The organism is Desulforegulaceae bacterium (assembly GCA_034006035.1).
Classification (GTDB): Bacteria; Desulfobacterota; Desulfobacteria; order Desulfobacterales; family JACKCP01; genus JACKCP01.
The window spans coordinates 1-2,720 of record JAVETN010000030.1; the positions used below are offsets into that span (position 1 = coordinate 1).

The following is a 2,720-nucleotide window of genomic DNA, read 5'->3' on the forward strand; positions in this document are numbered from 1 at the left end:
CCCAGTTCATATATTCTCTTAAAAAGCTTCTTACTTTGTTTACCCTATCTACTCCAACATCGTACACAATAACAACGTACATTTACCACCACATCACCAGAGGTTTATAATCTTCCACCCCGAGAACATGTTTTGAAATTTTATATAACTCAAGCCGAATAAGGCTTTTATAGGATACATTTTTGTTCAGGCCTTTGTGCTTTATTGTGGTCTTGAGTTTTTCGTCATATTCTTTGAGAAAAATCTTTTTTCCTTTATCACTGAGTAACATATTCCCAATTTCTCCCCGGAAGCAGCTATCATCCAGCATGTTTTTATTAATAAGTTTAAAAATTATCCTATCTACGAGAATTGGTTTGAAAATTTCGCTAACATCCAGGGATAATGAGAACCTGCGCTCAAAAGGCTCATGCAGATATGATATTGTAGGGTTAAGCTGAGTGTTGTAAATCTCTGAAAGAGTTGTGGAATAGACAAGAGAATTCCCAAAACTTATCAATGTGTTCATTTTATTTTCTGGCGGTCTTCTCGTACGTTTTATTATCTTATACCCTTCGGGGAATATTTCATCAAGTGCATTGTAATAAAGTTCTCTGATTTTCCCTTCCGTCCTCATCATGGAGGGTACTGTTTCTGCAACATTTAGCCTGGAAAACTCTGTTTCTATTGAGGTAATATAATTTTCAACTGCTTCCTGAATATCTTCCCGACTTCTCGCGTAATATCTGAGGTTTCTCAGAATATTCCCACAAGCTCCTTCGATAAACTTTCCGGCAAGGCACAGCCGTTTTTCGGGATCAAGATAAAATTCTGCCTGCTGAATTACCAGATCTCCACTGATAAGGGTTTCCCGAGGATACATCGAACCCTCATAAAACCCGTAATAATTAAAAAAATGAATAGGGATACCTTCTTTTGAAAGATAGGAAACAACTCCAGAAGAGAAAGACAGGTTTCCATAGGCGAAAATAGAATTGATCTTGTTTATCGGCAGAATCTTCCTGCCTTCCTTGTTTTCAAAATAGACAGTATTCTCTTTTCTCTTTAAAATTCCGTCCTGTAATATGTAAAAATCTTCCCGGATTCTTTCACCTCCTCTCACTTACTCTTTGTCAATTATTTCACTATTAGACTCACTCATAATTATTGTCATTACATTCCCCACAGAAACAGAATTCTTCATAAGCGCACTTTGAACAGATTTTTTTGTGTACAGTCAATGGCATTGAGCCAAGGACTATTTTTTTAATTTCCTCAATATCTCTTTCAGTTTTGGTTTCATCTTCTGTATTCATTTCAATTTTCTCTATTTTGTTCAGAAGAGGATAATTTAAAACTCCAATTGCGTCAAATCCTCTTTTTTTGAGGAAATAGAGGTAGAACAAAAGTTGAGCTCTATCCGCAGCATCCATTTTCTTGCTTTTTTTGATTTCGTGGATCTCAATTCGTTTTCCTGTTTTCACAAAATCAATGCTTATACCATCAATAGTAATGTTTTTAGAGTTTTTCTTATACCGGTCTTCATGCAAAATCTTTCCCAGAGCAACATTATCGTTTCCTCTCTCAAGATTAATGTTATGAGAAAAAAGCCATAGTTTTGTCTTGCAGACATGATAGTAATTTACCTTAACTCCAGTAATACGGACCGAGTCCAGGAAAACTTCTGCGTAAATGTTTGTTTCTGGCTCACCCTCCTGCCCATCTAAACCATGATTTGTGTCTTTAACCGGTTCGTCAGTCATTCCATAATCCCCTTACTTTGTATTCGCTTGTAATATATCCACACACCCAAATCCCATGGCGTTTTTTTCCCCCAGTCCCGCATCATACGCAAACTGCAGGAGTTCAGGGTTTGCAGATAGTGACAGGTCAATCAAACTGCAGCGTCGATAATTGTTTTCGATCTTTACTCGCTTGGGCTTAAAACTTGAAACACTCATAACCTCAAAAAAATCCTTATCGATCTTTGATCCGTAGAATTCTTCGTAGCGGGCAACGAGATTTTTATGCAGGTTTTCGTAAAACTTTGAGTCTTTGGGATACAGATCGAATTCGACCAGCCTCTCGTCCTGTTTCCTCAGGGTTTTTAAATAAATGGGGGAAAGAGTCCTGAAAGTGCAGGTGTCCAAAAAACGAATTACAGGAAGAACTTCAATTCTTTCGATTAAGAAATTAATCCTGTTTCCATTATTTGCGAGAAAAAATTCAGGCTCAAACAAAAGCCCTTCTGCAAAACTTCTTATGAACTCCGGGTCAGGAGATGACAGGAAAAAATGAGCTTTGCTGAAATTTAATCCGTCTTTTACGGGAATTCTGTCATCAAGTATAAGGTTTGAAAACGTATAGAACTTAAAACCATTTTTTTTATGAGTTTTATCCGCAAGTTCTACATTTGAAGTAGCCAGTTTTAAGTACAGCATTGAAGCAAGGCCATACTGATAATCATAATGAAGCGGATACGGAGATATTTTTCTGACGCTTACCCTGCATCGCATAAACAGCTATTGAAACTTTCTGTATTTATAACTGGAAGTTTTGTGAGAAAACATAAATTGGTAGATAATTGGCAGGACTTCTACAAATTTTTACAATTTGGATCTATTTTCTTTACCTTCTTTTACCTTCCTTCCTACTCCTCCCTTCAAACTTACTAAATTTTCACATTTTACTCAATACTTTGAAACAGATAATCTCATCCATACCTCGCCATCTGAGAAGGC

3 protein-coding genes are annotated in these 2,720 nt (G+C 36.7%); all 3 read right to left on the reverse strand.

The window, feature by feature from the left end:
• Positions 1-82 precede the first annotated feature (82 nt).
• Genes cas1b through cas6 form a run of 3 tightly spaced genes read right to left on the reverse strand, consistent with a single transcriptional unit; the run spans position 83 to position 2,420 of the window.
• Entirely contained in the window at positions 83-1,102 is a 1,020-nt protein-coding gene (gene cas1b / locus RBR53_12025) for a type I-B CRISPR-associated endonuclease Cas1b (protein MDY0133377.1), read from the reverse strand.
• A gap of 31 nt (positions 1,103-1,133) precedes the next feature.
• A complete protein-coding gene (gene cas4, locus RBR53_12030) occupies positions 1,134-1,742 on the reverse strand; it encodes a CRISPR-associated protein Cas4 (protein ID MDY0133378.1) in 609 nt (202 codons plus the stop codon).
• 12 nt (positions 1,743-1,754) lie between these two features.
• Complete coding sequence (cas6, locus tag RBR53_12035; protein MDY0133379.1) at positions 1,755-2,420, reverse strand: CRISPR-associated endoribonuclease Cas6; 666 nt, start codon at positions 2,418-2,420, stop codon at positions 1,755-1,757.
• Between the last annotated feature and the right edge of the window lie 300 nt (positions 2,421-2,720).

What these genes read in the sequence shown, in the direction of transcription:
- cas4 (MDY0133378.1), bottom strand. Translation starts at nt 1,742, where the DNA reads ATGACTGACGAACCGGTTAAAGACACAAATCATGGTTTAGATGGGCAG.
- cas6 (MDY0133379.1), bottom strand. Translation starts at nt 2,420, where the DNA reads ATGCTGTACTTAAAACTGGCTACTTCAAATGTAGAACTTGCGGATAAA.